Source organism: Klebsiella sp. 141161 (assembly GCF_050600815.1).
Taxonomy (GTDB): Bacteria; Pseudomonadota; Gammaproteobacteria; order Enterobacterales; family Enterobacteriaceae; genus Klebsiella; species Klebsiella aerogenes.
In genome coordinates this window covers 107,091-124,927 of record NZ_JAQIRN010000001.1, presented here as the reverse complement: position 1 = coordinate 124,927, position 17,837 = coordinate 107,091, and the positions used below count along the sequence as shown (strand labels likewise).

The window sequence follows — 17,837 nt, the reverse complement described above, 5'->3', positions numbered from 1 at the left end:
CTTTTTGGTGCCAAAGTGCGGTAAGGAGAAGGGCGACTCTTCTTACCGCCATGGTTAATATTCGCGTCATTTCTCGCTAAAAGCCGATTAGGCAGCGCAAATTTCTTTTGTCCGTATCTGGCACATTAGTTGCAGAAGTTTATTTAAAGAATCTTTTGTTTCATACTAACGTAACGGGTAATGATGATGAAAAAACTGCTGATTGCGCTGACCGGGGCCGCTTGTCTGTTGACACAAATCACCGCCGCACACGCGGACCAACTCCAGGATATTGAAAAACGCGGGGTGATCCGCATCGCCGTTCCCCAGGATTTCCCGCCGTTTGGTTCTGTCGGCACCGATCTCCAGCCACAGGGGTATGACATTGATATGGCCCGCTATCTGGCAAAGCAGATGAAGCTAAAACTGCAGCTGGTTCCGGTGAGCAGCGCCAACCGGGTACCGTATCTGCAGACCGATAAAGTGGATCTGGTGATCTCAAGCCTGGGTAAGAACGCCGAGCGGGAAAAGGTCATTGATTTCAGCCAACCCTACGCTCCGTTTTTCCTTGGCGTCTTCGGCCCGCAGGGAGCTGCCCTGAAAGACGCAGCCGAACTGAGCGGTAAGAGCATCGGCGTGACCCGCGGCGCGGTGGAAGATATGGTCCTGACCAGCATTGCGCCGAAAGCGGCGCAGATTAAGCGTTACGAAGATAACAACACCACGCTGTCGGCCTGGCTTTCTGGTCAGGTGCAATACGTGGCGACGGGTAATCTGGTGGTGGCGGCTATCTCGCGGCAAAACCCGGCGAAAGCCCCGGTCGCCAACTTTATGCTTAAGGATTCACCGTGCGTGATTGGCCTGAAAAAAAATGAACCGGCGCTGAAGGAAAAGGTGAATGCCTTAATCGCGCAGGGCATTAAAGACGGCACCCTCAATACGTTATCGCAGCAGTGGCTGAAAGCGCCGTTGCCCAGCGACTTTGCCGCTTAAGGTACGGCGATGACGGAGCAATTACATTTTTCCGCGCTTTGGCCTTATTGGCCGGAGCTCGTTGCGGGACTCTGGGTTACTATCCAACTCACTGTACTCGCCACGCTCGGCGGCCTGGCCATCGGGATTATCGGTGCGGCTCTGCGTAGCGGACGGACAAGCTGGCTGAGTCGGATATGGGGGGCTTACGTTGAGGTTATCCGTAATACGCCGTTCGTGGTTCAACTGTTCTTTATTGTCTTCGGCCTGCCGAATCTGGGATTGAAGATGACGGCGGGCGAAGCGGCGCTGCTGGCGATGATCGTCAACCTGGGCGCCTACAGTACGGAGATCGTCCGCGCCGGGATCCAGGTGACGCCAAAAGGGCAGTGGGAGGCCGGCCGGGTACTGGGGCTAAGCCGGAGTCAGACCTTTATTCAGGTGGTTTTACCGCCGGCGTTGCAGCGTATTTACCCGGCGCTGGTGAGCCAGTGCATTATCGTAATGCTCGGATCGTCGGTGGTATCGCAGGTCTCTTATGAAGAGCTGACCTTTGCCGCCAACTTAATTCAATCGCGAACGTTTTTGAGCTTCGAGGTGTATCTGGTGACGACCGGTCTCTATTTAGCGTTATCGATAGCGATGCGCCAGCTGCTAATGGCGGCTGGACGTAGATGGCTGAGGGTACAGGCATGATGACAACCTTTACCGACTGGGACATCGTACGCAACCTGCTGCTGGCCGGACGCTGGACCGTGCTGCTATCGCTGACGGCCTTTATTGGCGGCGCGCTGGTGACATTACCGCTGTTGCTGCTGCGCCTGCGGGGTAAATTGTGGCTGCAGCGCCTCATTCGCGGCTATATCGAGCTTTTTCAGGGGACGCCATTGCTGATGCAGCTGTTTCTCGCCTTTTTCGGCGTGGCGTTATTCGGGATCGATGTGTCGCCGTGGACCGCCGCCGCCCTGGCGCTGACCCTCTATACCAGCGCCTTTTTGCTGGATATCTGGTACGGCAGTATCCGGGCCTTGCCGAAAGGACAGTGGGAGGCATCGCGTTGTCTGGGGTTAAATTTCACCCAGACGTTGTGTCGCGTGGTGGCGCCGCAGGCGGTGCGTATTGCCATCGCCCCCACCGTGGGTTTCGCCGTACAGGTAATAAAGGGCACCGCGCTGGCGTCGATTATCGGTTTCGTCGAGCTCACCAAGGCTGGCACCATGCTCACCAACGTGACATATCAGCCGTTTAAAGTTTTCGCGCTGGTCGCGCTGGGCTACTTCATCTTGTGTTATCCGCTGTCCCGTTACAGCCGCTATCTGGAGAATAAATTCAATGCCGCTCATCACCATTAATCAGGTGCAGAAATTCTACGGCGATAATCACGTGCTGAAGGGAGTTGATCTCGATATCAATATGGGTGAGGTGATCTCCATCATCGGCCGAAGCGGCTCGGGGAAAAGCACTTTATTGCGCTGCATTAACGGGCTGGAGGGGTACCAGGAAGGCAGTATTAAGCTCGGCGGCATGACCATTACCGACAGCGATTCGCAGGCGCGGGAGATTAGCCGCTCCGTTGGCATGGTATTCCAGAACTTCAATTTATTTCCGCATATGACGGCGCTGGAAAACGTGATGCTGGCGCCGCGGCGGGTATTGAAAAAAAAACCTGCCGAATGCCGCGAACTGGCGCAGCAAATGCTGGTTAAAGTCGGGCTTGGCGATCGGCTGGATTTCTATCCCTCCAGCCTCTCCGGCGGGCAACAGCAGCGGGTAGCTATCGCCCGCGCGCTGGCGATGTCGCCAAAAGTTTTACTCTGCGACGAAATCACCTCAGCGCTGGATCCGGAACTGGTGGGCGAGGTGCTCAAAGTGCTGGAACAGCTGGCCGCGGAAGGAATGACGCTGATTCTGGTTACCCATGAAATGAATTTTGCCCGTGAAGTCGGCGACCGGGTGGTGTTTATGCATCAGGGGCGAGTCTGGGAGCAGGGCGACAGCAAAACGCTGTTCAGCCAGCCGCAAACCAATGAACTCAAACAATTTATCTCCTCCGTGCGCGGACTGAATTAATAAAGGAATCTACGATGGATATCGCTCAATTTTCACCAATCAATCCTCCGCATCGTCTGCTGATGGGGCCGGGGCCGATCAACGCCGACCCGCGCGTCCTGCGCGCGATGTCCAGCCAGCTTATCGGCCAATACGATCCGGCTATGACGCACTATATGAACGAAGTCATGGCGTTATACCGCGGGGTATTCCGCACCAGCAACCGCTGGACCATGCTGGTGGATGGCACCTCACGGGCGGGGATTGAAGCCATTCTGATCTCCGCGATCCGCCCCGGCGACAAAGTACTGGTGCCGGTATTTGGCCGCTTTGGCCATCTGTTATGTGAAATTGCTCGCCGCTGCCGGGCGGAAGTGCATACCATTGAGGTGCCGTGGGGTGAAGTGTTCTCTCCCGAGCAGATTGAAGATGCGATCAAACGGGTGCGTCCACGTATGCTGCTGACGGTGCAGGGAGACACCTCGACCACCATGCTGCAGCCGCTGGCGGAGCTGGGCGAGATCTGCCGTCGTTATGATGTGCTGTTTTATACCGACGCCACCGCCTCATTGGGCGGCAATGCGCTTGAGACCGATGCCTGGGGGCTGGATGCGGTATCGGCGGGAATGCAAAAGTGCCTCGGCGGCCCCTCCGGCACCTCGCCCATTACCCTGAGTCCGCGGATGGAAGAGACTATTCGTCGACGTAAATGCGTTGAGCAGGGGATCCGCACCGCCGAGCACCTTGATGGCGTCGATGAGATGGTTTACTCCAACTATTTCGATCTCGGGATGGTGATGGATTACTGGGGGCCAGAACGCCTTAACCATCATACTGAAGCGACATCCGCACTGTTCGCCGCCCGCGAATGCGCGCGCCTGATGCTTGAAGAAGGGCTCGATAACGGCATTGCCCGCCACAAACTACACGGCGACGCGCTGGTGAAAGGGATTCAGGCGATGGGGCTGAAAATTTTTGGCGACCTGCAACACAAAATGAATAACGTACTGGGCGTGATCATCCCGCAGGGCATTAATGGCGACCAGGTACGCCAACTGATGCTGGAAGATTTCGCCATTGAGATTGGCACCTCATTCGGCCCGCTGCACGGCAAAGTGTGGCGTATAGGCACAATGGGTTACAACGCGCGAAAAGATTGCGTCATGACCACCCTCAGCGCGCTGGAATCAGTACTCAATTACCTGAAATTCCCCACCACGCAAGGGGCAGCCATGCAGGCGGCGTGGGATCATTATCGCAGCGAGAAACCGCTATGAACCTGGCCGCAGCGCGAGTGATGGCGCGGGCAGAGAGATTAGCGGCGATAAGCGAAACGCCGGAAGGCCTGACGCGGGTTTACCTTTCGCCACAACATCTTGAAGCTAATCAGCAGGTTGCACAGTGGATGCGTCAGGCAGGCATGATTGTCTGGCAGGACAGCGTCGGCAATATTTGCGGGCGCTATGAAGGCAGAGAAGAAGGGGCGCCGGCGATTTTGCTCGGATCGCATCTCGATACGGTACGCAACGCCGGGCGATATGATGGCATGTTGGGGGTGTTAGCCGCCATTGAAGTGGTGCAGAGCTTACATAATCAGGCGCGCCGCCTGGCGCAGGCCATCGAAATCGTCGGCTTCTGCGATGAAGAAGGAACGCGCTTTGGTATCACGCTATTGGGCAGCAAGGGGCTGACGGGAAGCTGGCCGCAAACCTGGCTGGACCAGCGCGATGCCGAAGGCATTAGCCTGACGCAGGCGATGGTCAGCGCCGGGTTGGATCCATCACGCGTCCATTCAGCCTCGCGCCCGGCGGAAGATTTTTCCGCCTATCTGGAACTGCATATCGAGCAGGGGCCCAGGCTGGAACAGGCCGGTTCGGCACTCGGCGTGGTCGAGGCGATCAACGGCGCGCGGCGGCTCAATTGCTGTTTTACCGGCGAGGCAGGTCATGCAGGCACGGTGCCGATGGACCAGCGCCGGGACGCGCTTGCCGCCGCCGCGGAGTGGATGCTGTATATTGAGAGCACGACGCGCCAGCAGGGAGGCAACCTGGTCGCCACCGTCGGGACATTGCGCTGCTCGCCGGCGGCGGTCAACGTCATTCCCGGCGAGGCCGCGTTGACTCTGGATATCCGCGGTCCGCAGGATCAACCGCTCGATGCATTACTGGAGCCATTGCTGGCGGCCGCCGCAGAGATTGCCGGGCGTCGCGGCCTGCAGTTTGCCGCTGAGGAGTTCTATCGCATAGCGGCAACCGCCTGCGATCCGCGATTACAGGCGGTGATTGCCGAAGCGGTATGCGAGGTACAGGGAGCGGCATTGACGCTGCCAAGCGGCGCCGGACATGATGCGATTGCCATTGCGGAACGCTGGCCGGTGGGGATGCTGTTTGTGCGCTGCAAAGGGGGAATTAGTCACCATCCGGCGGAATCGGTCAGCGAAGCAGATGTCGAACTGGCCATTGATGCCTTTAGCCGGACAGTGATAAAACTTGCCGGGTAAATCACTAACGGGCGCATCCTCTTTTCGGGGATGCGCCGCAAACTTATTCCGCTCCCGCAGGAAAAGCTATTCTCCGCAGTCGGCTGGCGCTAACGGCCACCGACAACGCCGAGGCCGCGGCGGCAATCCACAGCGCAAGATGAACGGCGCTTTCGTCTTTTGCCAACAGTACGCCCATCACGGCGGCGCCCAGACACTGCCCGAACGTGCGCATGATGGATAAAACGCCTGAGGCATAGCTCGCCTGTTCGCGACTCACGTTTGACAGCATTTCCCGGTTATTCGGGCTCTGGAAGCAGCCAAAGCCAATACCGCATACCAGGCTCCGCAGGCAGATATCCCACGCGGCGGGCGTAGCGGGCAGCATCGCCAGAAGGATTAAACCCGCGACAAAAATCATCAATCCCAGCGTCGAGATGAGCGGAGCGGAGATTGAGTCCGCCCAGCGGCCGGCGTGCGGTGCGATCAGCACTATCCCTAATGGCCACGGAGTAAACAGCAGCGCCGAGAGCACCGGACTATAGCCATACTCGTTCTGGAACAGGAACGGCAGCGCAATAAAAGTGATCCCCTGGCTTACGAAGGCGATCAGCGACGTAAAGGCCGAAAGGGTAAAGCGTTCATTCTTAAACATCGCAGGCGGCAGCAGCGGGTTGTCCGTCTGCCGGATGCGCCAGATAAAGGCGGTGCCGCTTATTGCCGCAAGTAACGTCCAGTACAGACTATCGATATGATGCGAAGCGCTCTGCATGCTATTCGCCGCCATGATCGTTGAACCCAATAGCAGCGCCGACAATATCGCTCCGGGCGTATCGAAAGCGGCTTGCCCGCCAACTGTCGGCCGCGGGAGCGATCTGACCGCCAGCAGTAGGGCGAGGGTACCGGGGAGCACGTTTATTGCAAACAGCCATTGCCAGCTCAAAGTATGCAGGATCGTGCCGCCCAGTACCGGCCCGATGGCGGAGCTCGAAGCGATAAGCAGGGCGTGTATCCCGAGAATACGCCCCAGCAGTCGCGCCGGAAAAACGGAGCGCAATATGGCGGGTGCGATACTGAGCGTTGCCGCGCCGCCGATCCCCTGCAGCACCCGCATGCCGATGAGCAGCTCAGGCGTCGTCGCCAGCGCGCAACCTGCTGATGCCACAATAAATGTCGTCAGTCCGGCCAGAAACACCGGGCGGTAGCCGAAACGCGCCGCCAGCGCGGCGAATATCGCCAGCGTCATCGCCGCCGCCAGCAGATACCCGTTGGCGAACCAGATGGCGGTACTGGCTGACGCCTGCAGTTCCTGCGCCATCGACGGCAGAGCAATGTTTACCATAGTGCCATCAAAGACGCCCATTAAGGTGGTGGTCATTATCGCGGCCATTACCCGCGCTCGCGCCGGGCCTGGTAGGCCGTCATCGCCAGGTTGGCTGGAAAATAGTGTCATCGTGTTGTCTCCTGCAGAGGATATCTGGATGACGAAACTATAAAGTTGGCTTTTACCGGGCGGAAGGCGCACCATTTACACTCTATAGTTGCATTAAACGCCTTATCTGAAGGTTGCAGGAGTTGTGGTCATGACAGACCCCGATTTTAATTTATTGATTGCACTCGATGTATTACTGAACGAAGCCAGCGTGGCGGGCGCAGCACGTCGTTTGAATCTCAGTACGTCAGCCATGAGCCGCACGCTAAGCCGGTTACGCGACGTCACCGGAGATCCGATACTGGTTCGCGCCGGGCGTAACATGGTGCTAACGCCGTGGGCGGAGGCGACCCGCGATCGCGCCCGTCGCGCGGTCCTCGAGGCGAAGGCGGTGCTGCAGCCAGCGGCCGAAGCGCTCAACGTACAAAATCTGGAGCGTCTTTTCACCATCAGGGCAAACGATGGTTTTGTGGTGGCGTTTGGCCCTTCGCTCATTGCGGCAGTAGCCGAAGCCGCGCCCAATGTTTGTCTACGCTTTGCGCCTAAGCCCGAAAAAACGTCACGCTATCTACGGGAAGGGCTGGTCGATCTGGAGATTGGCGTCCAGAGCAATATGGGGCCTGAAATACGACTGCAACGGCTATTTGAAGATCGGTTTGTGGGGGTGGTGCGTAAGGGGCACCCGCTGGCCGCCCTGAGAGAGATAACCGTGGCGGATTATGTCGCCTGGGGTCATGTGGTGGCCTCACCAGAAGGTACGCTGCACGGGTCCGTCGATGATGTGCTGGCCGAGCTCGGCATGAAACGCAAAATCGCCAGCGTCGTCCCCGGATTTCCGACCGCGCTTTCCGTGGCGCTGCAATCGGATCTTATCGCCATGATCCCCGCTCTCTATTTAGTCAATCAGCAGGTCATGGAGCAGGTACATCTTTTTGAGCTGCCGTTTAAAAGCCGGCGGATTACCGTCTCGCAAATGTGGCATCCGAGAATTGAACGCGATCCCGCTCACCGCTGGCTCAGAGAGAAAATTGTGGCGATATGCCGCGTGGACAAGTCGTTACACCAGAAGCTGTAGAAGATTATTGGCATTGAGTTTCTTCAGGGCGTTACATTTATAGGTCGAGACCTGTTTTTCACTCATCTTCGTCATGTGCGCGACATATCTTACCGACTGCCCCTTAACCAGCCTGTCGAGGACGTTAAATTCCATCTCGGTCAGGCAGCAGCGCAGGGTGCGGATCCGCCTTGGCTCTTTAGATAACAGCCAGGCGGCATCCGCCACGGAGATCCGGTCATCGATGATGTGCAACGTTAAGGTTTCAAAACGCTTGCGTAGATAGGTGGCCAGCCCCCAGCTTTTTTCATTACACACCAGATAGCCCGTTCCTCGCCAGCAATGGGCTTCCAGGGAAAGCAAAATATCAACCAGCGACTGATGCGTGCCGCTGATGGAGAAACGGCAGCGAATAACCAGCGTCGTGCTCTCTAACAGTAAGGGCTGCCACTGCACCGTGCCGCTATGCACTTCCATCGTAAGGTTACGACGGAGAAGGGCGTAACGCAGCCCCTCCGCATAAAAGCGATTATTATCAAGAACAACGTAGCTCACAGTGGCCTCTTTATAACGTACTGGGGGTATAGATAACGCGTAACGTACCGGTATAGTCACCCGCGTTTTTGCTGCTGGCGGCAAAGGCGGGGGTTTTCAGGGTAATGGGCGCCGGGATGCATAACACGCTTTCGCGGCCGCCCGGCAGGACAACCTGGCGCAAATAGCGGCGATTGTTGGTACCCTCCCAGGTCAACGTTTTACCGTTAGCGGCAACTTCAGTTGCGCCGGTGGTCGGGTTGGTCACCAGCACCTGATAATCGAGACGATCTCTTGGGTCTGTCTGGCTGCCCCCCCGTCGCCGGATAGAAAACGCCCCTTCGGCACGCCCGGTCGCGTCAAGCCCATCGTCCTCGAAGCGTAGAAATGCCCGCGAGCTGGTGCTGTTATTGCCATCATAGAGGCACATATCCAGCGAGTTTTCGCCCTTAATCTCACTGCCGCCGGGTCTGCCCGGGAAATTGGTGAGGTTGAGGTTCACCACCGGCGTGGAGTGCGGAAATGCCGGTAAATAAATCTGCTGGTTGCCCGGATCGACCACCTCAACACGCAGGTTTGCTTGCCACTTAGCAAGGGTGAGGTAGCCTGGGCAGCCAATGTTGACGTTATTAAAGTTACCGCCGCAGTTGGCGGTGCCCCATTCGCGCAAATCCTGCCTCAGCGTGGCCGTCCAGATCCCGGCCTGATCGAGTTTGTTTAATTCGCTACGGACGATGTAAAAATCAAAATAGGGCGCACTGTTCCAGGCTGGCAAATCTTCTGTACCGCCCGTTACGTAGCTGGCGAAGATAAAGGTTTTGTTATTGATGAACATACGGTGTTCGCCATAGACTTTTACGTCCACCGTTTTGTTGGTTATTGCGTGGGTAAAACGCAGGTTTATCGGATAGGGCGCGGCCGGGTTCGCCGAAAACCATACCGGCGCGGTCATGCAGGCGCCATAGGTTGTATCGGTACGCGACTGGCAGGTCAGGGTATTTCGTCCCCATTTTTGCGGATCGCTCGTATCATAACCGCCGGACTCGTGTAGCCAGATATCCAGGCGGGCAGGAGGAGACTGGCGATCGAAGGCGAACGCCACGCTGGTATTCCTGCCGGCAGGACTAGCGGCTTGAGCCTCGGTAAAACAGATGCAGGCAAGCAGTAAAATCAAAAGACGCGTTATCACATCATTTTCCTGTAGAGAGAGTAGAGTTATTCATCGCCGTTGGGCTGACCGCCGGCGTACGGCCAGCCAGCAACAGTTGCGCCTGCTGCTGCACGGTTTCCGGTAACGCGGAATAAGTCAGTTCTTCGCAGGTCACCGTGCCGACATAGCGCACGACGTCTCGCATGGTCTTCACCTTCAGCGCACACTGGTAAAACTGCTGTTGTTTCACCAGGTAGAGCGACTGGATCAGGCTGTCGCTTTCCGCACTAAAGCCGCCATTACCTAAATCGCTCCAGCCGCTGACATTGAGCGGCATGCCGCCGATAAACGGCGTATGTTGTTCATCGGTCAACTGGCCAAGCCAGGTATAACGCGTGGTGGTTTGCACCTCTCTGTGCAGCATTTTTCCTGGCACCATAAATACCGTTCTGCTTCCTGAGCCCTGCGTGATTTCACTGTTGGCGCCGTGGGAAATGTCCGTCGACTCATTAATAGTCAGCGTGGTTTGCTGATAGCCGGGCAGGGCGAACAACGCACGGGCGTTTGCCGGGATATCGGCGCTACCGCTGTTATCAAGCGATACAGCTATGCGAGAATCAGGAGTCGCTTCCGGTGTGGCGACATTGACCGCAATGGCTGACGCCGGGCGTCCGTCCCCCCAGCGGCCAAACCACAGGCCGGAACGAGATAACGCCAGCGTAGAACTGTAGTTTCCGCTGCTGCTGAACCGGTGGCGATGATCCTGGCGATCCCACGAATCACTGACGGTCAAACTTCCGTTACCAAATCGGCCGCCCTGACGGGTATAGGCTGAAGTATTCAGCGAGTCGCTATTAATCCCGGATGCGTTGAGACCATACTCATTTTCACCGCGCGCGTCGGTGTACCAGTTGTGCGCGACGTTATAGTTGAGCTGATTTTTTTCATGCTTCTGCTGTTGCCACGTGGCTCCCACCGAGGTGTAGCTGGAGGCATCGCCCTGACGATTATGTGCCAGCGACAGGCTTACGCTGAGGAAGCCGCCTTTATCCTTACCATCACCAAAATGATCGTTACGCATAAACAGGTTTATGCTGCTGTTGATATTCAATCCGCGGGTGCTGAACGCGTTGCTGAGTCCGGCCTGCCATGCCTGCGAACGGGAACGGGTCATATACACCGATTCCCAGGGCAAACCGTCGTCGCGCCGATCGTCATTATTCGGTAATTCACGCCGCGAGACATAACGGCCTTCATTGCGGTTATCGGAATAACCCAGGTTGGCATACCACGAACCGACAGGAACGGAGAACATCACCGAAAGGCTTCGGTAGCAACCATTCACCGCGTCAAATCCGGTACTGTTGGAATTACAGTTGTCGGCCGATAAGGCATTGCGATAAAAGCTCAGTGAAAAGCCATCGTTATAGCTGATTTGCTGGATATTGCCGCGTTGGCCCTGGCTGCCATAAAGGTAGCTAAAGCGTGTGCTGAGCACCCCATCAATGGGGCCGGTATTGAATCCGCGGCTCCAGTCGACGGCGCTTTCCACAAAACGCTGGTTCTTTTTCACCGTTGCGCCGCTGGTGACCGCAAGCGTAGATGTCACCGGCAGGCGAATGCCCGCTTGCGCCACGGCGCTGCGTTCGTCGCTCATATCGTCGTTATCGGTTTCACCGGCCTGCATAAACCACTCGACGCGGTCGAATGGCGTGATGCCGGTGCGGGTAAACGGAACCTGCTCGGTGCGGGTCAGGCGGTTGTTTTCATAAATCGCCAGCGTCACGGTATAGCTCCCGTCCGGAAACGAACGGGTGTCCAGGGTTTGCGCCCCGGCATTAAGATAAAAACTGGCCAGCAGTTGATTGCCTCGGCGGGCGTCGATACGCGCGTCATGGGAAAGCAGCACCGTAATGGGCGTTCCACTGGACTGCTGAACGGGGTTGATCCACGCTCGCGTCGAGCCGGTACGCAGACCGCGAATTTTTCCAATCGGTAGCTGGCTGAGGTTGATATTGCCGCCAGCCGCGCTGAAGAGATCGCGCGTATCCATTTCACCTAACTGAACGTAATATTCATGCCACAGATCCTGACGGAACCAGGCATTATTGACCGTGATCTCCTGCTGCTGTTGATGGCGAGAGCGCTGCCCAAGCCAGGTCCAGTCGAGGTTAAAATACCCATTCTCAGTCATGGCCAGCGCGCCGTTTCCCTGCACGGTCATCGACTGATAGTCTTCATCGGCCACGAAGTTGATATTTTGCTGGTGGATCAGCGCGTTCTCAGTATTGCGCGTAGGCTGATACCACTGATTTTCCGCCGTTTGTTTCGGTAGATACCGCCTGTCGAAAAACAGGTTAATACGGGCGTTATTCTCGTCATAAATCAGGGCCACGCTTTTGGTGTCGATAAAATCGCAACCCGCCGCGGAACCATTGCTGCTGCAGGCGAGATTGCCGTTACGCGCAAGCGGAGAGGAAAGGGCGCCGGTCACAGAGGCGATCAAGGCAGGATCATCGTTGAACTGACGCTTAATTGCCGCGATGAGCGTTTCCGGCGCCACAAAGGTTACCGTTTCAAGCGTGATATCGGCTTCAAACAGGCCAAGCGACGCGCCATACAGACTGACTTCTGTCCACAGGCGCTGCGTTTTCGCCAGATCTTCAAAACCCGCAGGTACGACGATACTGGCGCTGGCTAATTGAACGGAAGCAGGTAACAAAACGACAAAAAGAAGAGCATTTCTGTGAAAAGCCATGAACGAGCCTCGACGTCATCCTGACATCAGAGGGCAGGCGCCCTCTGATGTACTTCCTTATACGTATTGTGGGGTTACGCGCCGCCTTCCGCGGTGGTCGCCTGAGTCAGCATCAGACTCACCACGCCGCTGTACTGACCGGTTTTCAGAATGCCTTTGGTGGTCTGAGAGATGGTCAGCGGCAGGACCGCAGAACCGTTTTCAACGCTGCCCGGGAACAGCTCGCTGCCGGTAAATTCTGCATCGGTAGTGTTCAGGGTTTTATCGCCCAGTTTTACGGTCATCGGTACCGTCTCGGCGCCATCTTCATTGGTCAGATTCGCTGCGCTAACCAGACGGACTTTGACGTTGCTGGTGGCTGAGTTCGACCAGATTTTGGTATTGAGACGGTAGCTTTCCAGCCCACGGCCCGGCAGATATTGCATATCGATGCTGGCAGGTAACGGCGTATTATCGGCCTGGGTCATATCCAACTGGGAATCGACGTTGGCATTAACCGTAATATCCTTCTGAATAGCCATTGCGCTGAACGCAGTAGACATCGCAGCAACGATCATCAGAGGTTTAATATACTTCTTCATTGATATCTCCATATTTATAAACGAGCTCCATTAGCTCTTTAAACAAACCACTCGTGGTTTTGACAGTGATGTCGTGTTATTGCACGACGGGTAAGTCTGCTTCTTCAGCTGTTTTATTAATCCAGTTGAAATAGCGGAATTTATATTTTTGGCCGCGAGCCTTAGCGAGCACTTTTAACTTTCGCTCAGTGTCAGGATAAATGGTCGCGTCTTCTTTAAACCATTGGCATTTATCATTAACATCGCATGCGCCAATTTCTTTCAACGGTACCCGCAACGTGCCATCATTTTTTAATGTTCCTGACGCGGGATTTATTCGCAGGGAAACCAGCGGCTTTTCCGGCGCCAAATGTACCAATGCTCCCCAGATAACGTTAACGCCGAGTTTGGCCGAAGCCGGCGTCCCCGAAGATTGTACTGGCAGAATGCTATCCGGCTGTTTTACACCTTCAAAATAAACGCGCCAGGTACTCTCTTTTTCTGGCGGCGTCAGAGAAACCAGCCTTACGATACGTAAAGCGCCTGCCGCTAAAGCAAATTTTTCAGGGGTGACGACAACGCCTCCGTCTTTCCAGGCTGCCATCTCAACTTCTTTTTCCTGTGGCGTACCCGGATTAAGAATTTTCTTTTGCCTCACCCGAATGAACTGAATATCATCGCTTTTAGAGGCCACTCTGATTTGGGCCGTCCCGGAACTGTCGACGTTAAGTTCCATCGGGTAGACGCTCATATTGGCCTGTGTCATTTCTGCGAAAAATGACATCGACAAGGCAGCGAGATAAAGCGCAGTGGATTTGTTTACTCTGTTTTTTACTTTCACATTCATTCTGCCTGCTCTGAGTTCATGTACAACGTTTTGACACCACGACACCGTCTGCTTTCGTATCGCTTCAGGACAGGGAAACTTTAACCGGAACAGCAGGTTGTGAAAATTTGTATTAGTTAACTCAAAAAATACAGTTCTTTATCCTGCAATCCGGACTTTAAAGTTGTATAGTTAAAAGAAAATGCCAAATCCTAAAGGGCTTAAGAAAATTCCCACTGATGAAAAAACAAGCTAATTCAGAAGGGCTTTCTTGCCTGCTGTTACAAGGATTAAAAGCAAGCGGCAACAGATGAGAGTGAAATATGTTTTTTATATGCAACAATTCGTTGTTATTTGATCCTGAAGCTCACACAATAAGTGTTGTTGGACAACCTGAATCCGTATTAACGCTTTCGGCACCCGCCGTGCGTCTGTTACAGGAGTTTATTCGTCATAAAGGAAGCGAACTCAGCCGTGAGGAGTTGATTACCCGCGTATGGCAAGAGTTTGGTTTTACGCCCTCGGGAAATAATCTCAACAAAGCGATAAGTGAGTTACGCAAAAGTTTCCAGGCGTTGGGAGAACATCATGAATTGATTGTGACCATACCGCGATATGGTTTCCGGTTTGATGCGGATGTTATTTTTCAACCTGCGCAAAACAATTACGTCAGCGAACCTCAACCGAAGACACAAAAAACTGAAAAGTGGCAGCAGCGACCACGTCTGAAATGGTGGCTGGTATTTACGGCATTATTAGCGTCGGTATTCGGCATTGGTATAATTATTCGCCAGCAGCAGAATATAACGACTCCGCTAAAGCTAAAGCCCGTTGAGCAAAAAATTGCAAAATGTAGCATCTGGCTTATTAACGATCATGGGCGACCGCTGGTGCTATCTAAATTAGCCGCGTTGCTGGATAAAAACAACGTGGCGTGCCAGCGAGAAGAGTACAGCGTCTATTATTTCAGCGTTCGTTTTTCCCTTGTCGCGGCGGATGAAGTGTTTATCGGCGCATGCCCGGTCAATAAAGACAGTTTGTGTAAAACCATTCGTTATAAAAGCGGGGCTGAGAAATGAAAATTAAACTCATCGGCGGCCTCAGCATTTTTCTGTTAGGTGGCGCACTGGCGCTTTATTATTGTTCCACCGGTGTTGGTAAGCGGGATGTACTGGCCTGCAGTACAGTGTTTAATTTTACGCGCAACGAAGGTAAGGCCAGTGAAGTGCGGGTTAATACCGTTGCTCAGTTCTATTTTCACCGCGACGGCACTGGCCTGACAGCCTATAAAGGGGCCGCCTGGGCAAATGGCCAGAGCATGATCGTCGACAGAGACGTCGATTTTGTCTGGTCGCGGCGGGAGGATGATAAAGTGGTGGTACTGAGCTATACCAAAACCTGGCGCAGGCACAATGACAACACGCCGGATGCGCAATGGGGAAGCTTCGCCAATCCAACCGCCCGTTACTATCTGACCATCTCCGAGGTTTCGCCATCGGTGTGGCTGATCCAGGACCGACATTATCCCACTTATATATGCCGGGGTGATTAACACATAAACGAAGGAGAATACCGGTGGTATTCTCCTTTTACGGTTAGAGAATCTGCCGACAAGGGAAGGGCGAGAATAAGGGAAAGCGAGAGCGTTAGCAGAAGGATTCAGCCCGGATTTTAGAACATGCCGTTGCCGCTGGCGGTTTTTGGCGGGACGTTTTGGGTAACATCCCAATGCTCAACGATTTTGTGCTGTTCGTTAAGGCGGAAGATATCCACGATAGCCCGCGTAACGCCAGGTTCACGACCGGTCACTTCAACGTGCAAGATCACGTTATCTCCGTCGACAAACGCCTGCTTAATTTCGCTGTGCGAGTCGGGATATTTACTCTTCAGAAAAGCGATAAACTGCTCGAAGCCTTCCACTCCATCTTTTGCCATCGGGTTATGCTGTACATAACGATCCCCGAGATATGGCCTGGCGGCGGAGAAGTCTTTATCGTTCAAAGCTTTATTATAAAAATCAATGACATTCTTTTTATTCAACAGTTCACTTTCACTATTGCCCGCAAAAACGGCGGGCGTCAGAGCGAAAAACAATGAAAGGGCAACGATAGGTTTTTTCAGCATTGATCCTCCTGCGATGGTTTTGATGTCAGGTGCCAGGCCTGACAGGTGACTCCCAACGAACTTAACAGCCAGTTGGGTTGGTAGTTGATTGAGGTAATTCTTTCTGAACAAAATGGCATCTTGAATTTGCGGCATCGACTCGTTTAGATCAAGTTGCTTGTTCAATTAAGAAGGGGTGGTTCAAATCGTTAGGTCATAGGCTGATGAGGACATCGGTACGTGTGATTAAATGAATTTAACATAATATACATTATGCGCACTTACATGACGTGTGGCGGATAACGGTGTTTAACGTTGTGCATTATTGCTGGCCTGTGCTTGTTCCGTTCTAGTAGCTATCCAATCAAACTGGTCATCTATCGTTGCTCCGTCTGCGACGAGTGCCTTTCAGCCTTCATGATATCCGCAATCAGACATGTCGCTTTCTTTCTCCAACAATCATCTCCGGCTGTCAGATTACATCGCGGACAACAACATCATTATGTCGTTGTCCGCGTCTACAATATCATTCTCAACATGGCGTTTTCACGGCTCATCGTTCGCCATCGCTCCCGGACGGCTTCGTCCTCGCCATGTCATCTCGATCAGAACACCTTGAATCGATATTCCATGATCACTTCCGACGACAGCGTGTTTGTACGTGTATAATGGCCATCCGTAAGGACTGGCGTTTTTCCCTGCGTCTTGTATGACCATCCTGGCCCGAACATCGCCCAAAAAGTGAAGTTTTTAAACATAGACTGCGTTGGAACCCAACGGCTAAAGGCATTGATCTCCCCGGTGCGCACGTGATTCCCTTTATAGTTAAATTGCCCGATGTTTCCCGCCAGGCCCACGGCTAATTCAGGCGTTAACCGATATTCGGTGATGTTCGCCAGCACCAGTTCCCCATCACGCATGTAATCGTCGCCAGCGTAGGCCATGGAAATAAATGTTCCCCGGGAATTTTTACTCATGTGGCGTGGATAAAACCCGACTTCACCTGCTTTTTTAGCATTGGTGTAGCCTACACCCATTTTGCTATTCCAGCGTTCACCTTTCCAGGTCGCATCCAGCGCAAAATGCCACGCATTATTGTCAAAATCCCGTTTGCTCGCAGGCATTGCGCGGTAACTTTCCAACGCGTGGGTGCCGTAGACTTGCGTTCCAATCGTTAGCTGCGAATCCGCCCGAAACTGAGTAAACAGCAGTTGCCGTTGCAGGTAGTTTTTACTCTCACCATAAGCATACTGTGCATCAAAATTTTTCCCCCGCCAGAGAATTTCTCCGCTTGCCAGGTGGCTAATATATTCACCGGTATTGGTCTGAAATCGCTTTTTATCTGGTGAGTTTCTGTCCATGGAATTTTCAAGCCAGGCCCCTCTTATGGTAAATGGGCCGTAGCTTACAGCACTGCTTACGCCGGAATACGTTGTTGGAGAAAGCCGGTTGGACGTTGAAATAACGCCATAATTTTTCAGCATCTGCCATCCCCAGCGCGCGTTTAACTGAGCCCCAGAAAGCGTGTAGTTAAGCTTCACATTACGTTGACCAAACTTTGAATACCCTTCGGCGTTGCTTTTTTTGTTACCTGTACCATTATTATAAAGCACGCCGCGGGAGTTGAAATAGTCGCTAGCACCCAACTTTATCGCGCTATAATATGATACATCGAAGCCGATAATATCGGCTAAATAACCAGACTGGTATTCTGCTGAAAATCCCTGCCCCCAGGCGTTGTGTACATGTTTAGGATTGGCATTTTCCTCTTTAAGATACTTCCAGTAATTCTTTGCAGAGACAGTGAGCTGTGAGTCAGTAAAAAAAGGATCATCAAAAATAGCGTCTGTAGCGGCCCATACAGGCGTAACCAGCCCGCACACTATTAACGCGGCAGTTATATTTTTAAACATTTTTATTTCCTGAGAAAAGATCCGCCAT

At 53.9% G+C, this 17,837-nt stretch carries 17 protein-coding genes and 1 pseudogene; 9 read left to right on the top strand and 9 right to left on the bottom strand.

Annotation, left to right across the window (positions count from 1 at the left end; translation table 11 throughout):
* Window positions 1-186 precede the first annotated feature (186 nt).
* Genes PGR79_RS00660 through hpxK form a run of 6 tightly spaced genes read left to right on the top strand, consistent with a single transcriptional unit; the run spans window position 187 to window position 5,500 of the window.
* Window positions 187-972 carry a transporter substrate-binding domain-containing protein gene (locus PGR79_RS00660; RefSeq protein ID WP_271032592.1) on the top strand — a complete coding sequence of 262 codons (786 nt, stop codon included), beginning with the start codon at window positions 187-189 and terminating at the stop codon, window positions 970-972.
* Between the two features lie 9 nt (window positions 973-981).
* Window positions 982-1,647 carry an amino acid ABC transporter permease gene (locus PGR79_RS00655; protein ID WP_087860779.1) on the top strand — a complete coding sequence of 222 codons (666 nt, stop codon included), beginning with the start codon at window positions 982-984 and terminating at the stop codon, window positions 1,645-1,647.
* Window positions 1,647-2,303 (top strand): amino acid ABC transporter permease, encoded by a 657-nt coding sequence (locus PGR79_RS00650; protein ID WP_162750154.1) that lies wholly within the window; start codon window positions 1,647-1,649, stop codon window positions 2,301-2,303. Before PGR79_RS00655 ends, PGR79_RS00650 begins: the two co-directional genes overlap by 1 nt.
* Window positions 2,284-3,021: an amino acid ABC transporter ATP-binding protein gene (locus PGR79_RS00645; protein WP_015705410.1), complete on the top strand. Its 738-nt coding sequence runs from the start codon at window positions 2,284-2,286 to the stop codon at window positions 3,019-3,021. The genes PGR79_RS00650 and PGR79_RS00645 overlap by 20 nt, the downstream gene beginning before the upstream one ends.
* Window positions 3,022-3,035: 14 nt before the next feature.
* Window positions 3,036-4,277 carry a pyridoxal-phosphate-dependent aminotransferase family protein gene (locus tag PGR79_RS00640; RefSeq protein ID WP_271032514.1) on the top strand — a complete coding sequence of 414 codons (1,242 nt, stop codon included), beginning with the start codon at window positions 3,036-3,038 and terminating at the stop codon, window positions 4,275-4,277.
* A complete protein-coding gene (gene hpxK, locus PGR79_RS00635; protein ID WP_430920794.1) occupies window positions 4,274-5,500 on the top strand; it encodes an allantoate amidohydrolase in 1,227 nt (408 codons plus the stop codon). Before PGR79_RS00640 ends, hpxK begins: the two co-directional genes overlap by 4 nt.
* Before the next feature lie 43 nt (window positions 5,501-5,543).
* On the opposite strand, the gene PGR79_RS00630 is transcribed toward hpxK, so the two are convergent.
* A complete protein-coding gene (locus PGR79_RS00630) occupies window positions 5,544-6,932 on the bottom strand; it encodes an MFS transporter (protein WP_271032512.1) in 1,389 nt (462 codons plus the stop codon).
* A 130-nt stretch (window positions 6,933-7,062) separates the two neighbouring features.
* On the opposite strand from PGR79_RS00630, the gene PGR79_RS00625 reads away from it, so the two are divergent.
* Complete coding sequence (locus tag PGR79_RS00625) at window positions 7,063-7,986, top strand: LysR family transcriptional regulator (RefSeq protein WP_430920791.1); 924 nt, start codon at window positions 7,063-7,065, stop codon at window positions 7,984-7,986.
* Here the strand turns inward: PGR79_RS00625 and PGR79_RS00620 are convergent.
* The 5 genes from PGR79_RS00620 to PGR79_RS00600 all read right to left on the bottom strand — a co-directional run bounded on the left by PGR79_RS00620 (window position 7,969) and on the right by PGR79_RS00600 (window position 13,814).
* Complete coding sequence (locus PGR79_RS00620; protein WP_213316068.1) at window positions 7,969-8,520, bottom strand: LuxR C-terminal-related transcriptional regulator; 552 nt, start codon at window positions 8,518-8,520, stop codon at window positions 7,969-7,971. The two genes, PGR79_RS00625 and PGR79_RS00620, sit on opposite strands and share 18 nt — an antisense overlap.
* Before the next feature lie 10 nt (window positions 8,521-8,530).
* On the bottom strand, window positions 8,531-9,688 hold the full coding sequence (locus tag PGR79_RS00615) for a CfaE/CblD family pilus tip adhesin (RefSeq protein WP_213316067.1): 1,158 nt from the start codon (window positions 9,686-9,688) through the stop codon (window positions 8,531-8,533).
* 1 nt (window position 9,689) lies between these two features.
* Window positions 9,690-12,407, bottom strand: a complete 2,718-nt coding sequence (locus tag PGR79_RS00610; protein ID WP_411324898.1) for a TcfC E-set like domain-containing protein — start codon at window positions 12,405-12,407, stop codon at window positions 9,690-9,692.
* A 74-nt stretch (window positions 12,408-12,481) separates the two neighbouring features.
* Window positions 12,482-12,988 carry a CS1 type fimbrial major subunit gene (locus PGR79_RS00605; RefSeq protein WP_015366620.1) on the bottom strand — a complete coding sequence of 169 codons (507 nt, stop codon included), beginning with the start codon at window positions 12,986-12,988 and terminating at the stop codon, window positions 12,482-12,484.
* Window positions 12,989-13,064: 76 nt separating this feature from the next.
* Window positions 13,065-13,814, bottom strand: a complete 750-nt coding sequence (locus PGR79_RS00600; RefSeq protein WP_316423890.1) for a fimbrial protein — start codon at window positions 13,812-13,814, stop codon at window positions 13,065-13,067.
* A 302-nt stretch (window positions 13,815-14,116) separates the two neighbouring features.
* Between PGR79_RS00600 and PGR79_RS00595 the strand changes: the two genes are divergently transcribed.
* Window positions 14,117-14,872 carry a winged helix-turn-helix domain-containing protein gene (locus PGR79_RS00595; protein ID WP_411324897.1) on the top strand — a complete coding sequence of 252 codons (756 nt, stop codon included), beginning with the start codon at window positions 14,117-14,119 and terminating at the stop codon, window positions 14,870-14,872.
* A complete protein-coding gene (locus PGR79_RS00590; RefSeq protein ID WP_113373392.1) occupies window positions 14,869-15,345 on the top strand; it encodes a hypothetical protein in 477 nt (158 codons plus the stop codon). The genes PGR79_RS00595 and PGR79_RS00590 overlap by 4 nt, the downstream gene beginning before the upstream one ends.
* A gap of 119 nt (window positions 15,346-15,464) precedes the next feature.
* On the opposite strand, the gene PGR79_RS00585 is transcribed toward PGR79_RS00590, so the two are convergent.
* The 3 genes and pseudogenes from PGR79_RS00585 to PGR79_RS00575 all read right to left on the bottom strand — a co-directional run bounded on the left by PGR79_RS00585 (window position 15,465) and on the right by PGR79_RS00575 (window position 17,809).
* A complete protein-coding gene (locus tag PGR79_RS00585) occupies window positions 15,465-15,917 on the bottom strand; it encodes a nuclear transport factor 2 family protein (protein WP_113373393.1) in 453 nt (150 codons plus the stop codon).
* Between the two features lie 48 nt (window positions 15,918-15,965).
* Window positions 15,966-16,082 (bottom strand): annotated as a pseudogene (locus PGR79_RS00580) (hypothetical protein); the annotation flags it as partial.
* A 419-nt stretch (window positions 16,083-16,501) separates the two neighbouring features.
* Entirely contained in the window at window positions 16,502-17,809 is a 1,308-nt protein-coding gene (locus PGR79_RS00575) for an OprD family outer membrane porin (RefSeq protein ID WP_430920787.1), read from the bottom strand.
* Between the last annotated feature and the right edge of the window lie 28 nt (window positions 17,810-17,837).

What these genes read in the sequence shown, in the direction of transcription:
- PGR79_RS00660 (WP_271032592.1), top strand. Translation starts at nt 187, where the DNA reads ATGAAAAAACTGCTGATTGCGCTGACCGGGGCCGCTTGTCTGTTGACA.
- PGR79_RS00655 (WP_087860779.1), top strand. Translation starts at nt 982, where the DNA reads ATGACGGAGCAATTACATTTTTCCGCGCTTTGGCCTTATTGGCCGGAG.
- PGR79_RS00650 (WP_162750154.1), top strand. Translation starts at nt 1,647, where the DNA reads ATGACAACCTTTACCGACTGGGACATCGTACGCAACCTGCTGCTGGCC.
- PGR79_RS00645 (WP_015705410.1), top strand. Translation starts at nt 2,284, where the DNA reads ATGCCGCTCATCACCATTAATCAGGTGCAGAAATTCTACGGCGATAAT.
- PGR79_RS00640 (WP_271032514.1), top strand. Translation starts at nt 3,036, where the DNA reads ATGGATATCGCTCAATTTTCACCAATCAATCCTCCGCATCGTCTGCTG.
- hpxK (WP_430920794.1), top strand. Translation starts at nt 4,274, where the DNA reads ATGAACCTGGCCGCAGCGCGAGTGATGGCGCGGGCAGAGAGATTAGCG.
- PGR79_RS00630 (WP_271032512.1), bottom strand. Translation starts at nt 6,932, where the DNA reads ATGACACTATTTTCCAGCCAACCTGGCGATGACGGCCTACCAGGCCCG.
- PGR79_RS00625 (WP_430920791.1), top strand. Translation starts at nt 7,063, where the DNA reads ATGACAGACCCCGATTTTAATTTATTGATTGCACTCGATGTATTACTG.
- PGR79_RS00610 (WP_411324898.1), bottom strand. Translation starts at nt 12,407, where the DNA reads ATGGCTTTTCACAGAAATGCTCTTCTTTTTGTCGTTTTGTTACCTGCT.
- PGR79_RS00605 (WP_015366620.1), bottom strand. Translation starts at nt 12,988, where the DNA reads ATGAAGAAGTATATTAAACCTCTGATGATCGTTGCTGCGATGTCTACT.
- PGR79_RS00600 (WP_316423890.1), bottom strand. Translation starts at nt 13,814, where the DNA reads ATGAATGTGAAAGTAAAAAACAGAGTAAACAAATCCACTGCGCTTTAT.
- PGR79_RS00595 (WP_411324897.1), top strand. Translation starts at nt 14,117, where the DNA reads ATGTTTTTTATATGCAACAATTCGTTGTTATTTGATCCTGAAGCTCAC.
- PGR79_RS00590 (WP_113373392.1), top strand. Translation starts at nt 14,869, where the DNA reads ATGAAAATTAAACTCATCGGCGGCCTCAGCATTTTTCTGTTAGGTGGC.
- PGR79_RS00585 (WP_113373393.1), bottom strand. Translation starts at nt 15,917, where the DNA reads ATGCTGAAAAAACCTATCGTTGCCCTTTCATTGTTTTTCGCTCTGACG.
- PGR79_RS00575 (WP_430920787.1), bottom strand. Translation starts at nt 17,809, where the DNA reads ATGTTTAAAAATATAACTGCCGCGTTAATAGTGTGCGGGCTGGTTACG.